The following is a 1,477-nucleotide window of genomic DNA, read 5'->3' as shown; positions in this document are numbered from 1 at the left end:
ACATGGGATGGGTGATGATGAGCGAGCGCGAGTTGAACCGCGTGGAAGTTTTGGCACAGGTCGATGATGACCGGCTGACCGTTAACAATGCGGCCCACATGCTGGGTCTGACCCGGCGGCAAATCTTCAGGCTATTGAAGCGGTATCGCAAGGATGGCGCGTCGGCGATCCGGCACGGGTCTCGCGGACGCGCGCCGAACAACCAAATCCACTCCGCGAAGCGTGACTTTGCTTTGTCTGTCATTAAGGAGCAGTATCCCGACTTCGGCCCGACATTGGCGGCGGAGATGCTGGCCGAACATCATGGGTTCAGAGTTTCGCGAGAGACGGTTCGCAAGTGGATGCAAGAAGATGGGATCTGGCTACCGCGCAAGCAGCGACGTCAGTTTCACCAACCGCGTTTGCGTCGAGAATGCTTTGGAGAACTGATCCAGATTGATGGCTCGGATCACCGTTGGTTTGAAGACCGCGCCGCGCCCTGCACCCTGCTGGTGTTCATTGATGACGCGACCAGCTCGCTGATGGAGCTACGGTTTGTGAAGTCGGAAAGCACCTTTAGCTATTTTGAGGCTTTGGAGGGCTATCTGCACAAACATGGTCGTCCCGTCGCGTTCTATTCCGACAAGCACTCGGTGTTTCGGGTGGCCAAAGAAGACGCCAAGGGCGGCGCGCGGACCACACAGTTTGGCCGCGCACTGAGCGAGTTGAACATCGAGATCCTTTGCGCCAATTCGAGCCAGGCCAAGGGCCGTGTTGAGCGCGCCAACCGCACGCTTCAGGACCGTCTTGTCAAAGAATTACGGATCGCAGGCATCTCTGACATGGAAGCGGGAAACGCCTATCTACAAGATTTTAAAGAGCGCCATAACGCTAGGTTCACAAAGGCACCGGCCAAGCCGGACAACCTACACCGCACACTCAACGTCGAGCCGCATCGGCTGGCCGATGTGCTGTGCTGGCGGGAGAACCGTTATGTCGGCAAGCAGCTGACGTTTTCCTATGACCGCAAGCGCATCATACTTGAAGAGAACGAGACCACGCGCGGCCTCGTTGGCAAATACGTCGACACCTATGCCTTTGTGGATGGCCGGTTTGAGGTGCGTTCAAAGGGGCGCTCCCTGCCCTACAAAGTCTTCGATATGGATCAACGCGTCACCCATGCGGCGATCACCGACCACAAACGTCTAAGCGCCGTGCTGGAACATATCAAAGAGATGCAGGACGCCGCGCCGCCAAAACCGAAGGTCCGGACGAACTCAGAGAAAATGGGATACAAACCCAATGGGCGCCAACCAGGGCGCCCGTCAGGATCGCACGCCAAGAATAAGATTGCACAGACCGCGGAATAGGCCCAAGCCTAACTTATGAATGCTGATGACGACGTTGAAGTGATCTTCTCAGACCTGTGCGCCGACGTAGAAATCGACGGGCACATTCTGACGGTCGAAATTTACAAGACAGACATCGATCCAGGCTG

The 1,477-nt window shown here is 56.6% G+C and carries 1 protein-coding gene; it reads left to right on the top strand.

Translation table 11 applies throughout. The features are described from left to right. The first annotated feature begins 2 nt into the window (after window positions 1-2). Window positions 3-1,349 carry an ISNCY family transposase gene (locus tag J3456_RS19390; RefSeq protein ID WP_349581895.1) on the top strand — a complete coding sequence of 449 codons (1,347 nt, stop codon included), beginning with the start codon at window positions 3-5 and terminating at the stop codon, window positions 1,347-1,349. Window positions 1,350-1,477 lie beyond the last annotated feature (128 nt).

Origin of the sequence: Sulfitobacter sp. NFXS29 (assembly GCF_040148765.1) — a bacterium.
GTDB lineage: Bacteria > Pseudomonadota > Alphaproteobacteria > Rhodobacterales > Rhodobacteraceae > Sulfitobacter.
The sequence above is the reverse complement of the archived record's forward strand: the minus strand, read 5'-3'. Positions and strand labels throughout refer to the sequence as shown.